This is a genomic window from Streptomyces sp. WM4235, assembly GCF_001279725.1.
Classification (GTDB): domain Bacteria; phylum Actinomycetota; class Actinomycetes; order Streptomycetales; family Streptomycetaceae; genus Streptomyces.
On sequence record NZ_LGDE01000377.1, the window covers coordinates 1 to 310 of the forward strand.

General features: G+C 72.3%; 1 pseudogene. It reads right to left on the reverse strand.

The features are described from left to right. Positions 1–310 (reverse strand): annotated as a pseudogene (locus tag ADK55_RS40040) (hypothetical protein); the annotation flags it as partial.

Below are 310 nucleotides of genomic sequence, written 5' to 3' on the forward strand. Positions count from 1 at the left end.
GTTCCACACCGGAGCACCGATGGACGCCGAAGCCGAACCTGAAGCCCATGCCGCCGCCGAACCCGATGCCGCCGCCGACCCCGAACTCGAACCCGAACCAGAACCCGCCCCCGCGCCCGGACCCGCCACCACTGCGGGGCAGTCCGCCGCCGTGACGTCCACGGCCGCCTCGGTCGGCCCGTACAGGTTGGCCAGTACCGCACCGGTCGAACCGGCCGAGGTGTGGAAGCGGGTGGTGAGGTCGGTGGGGAGGGCTTCGCCGCTGCAGACGACGAGTCGCAGGGTGGGGCAGGTGGTGATCTCGGTGTCG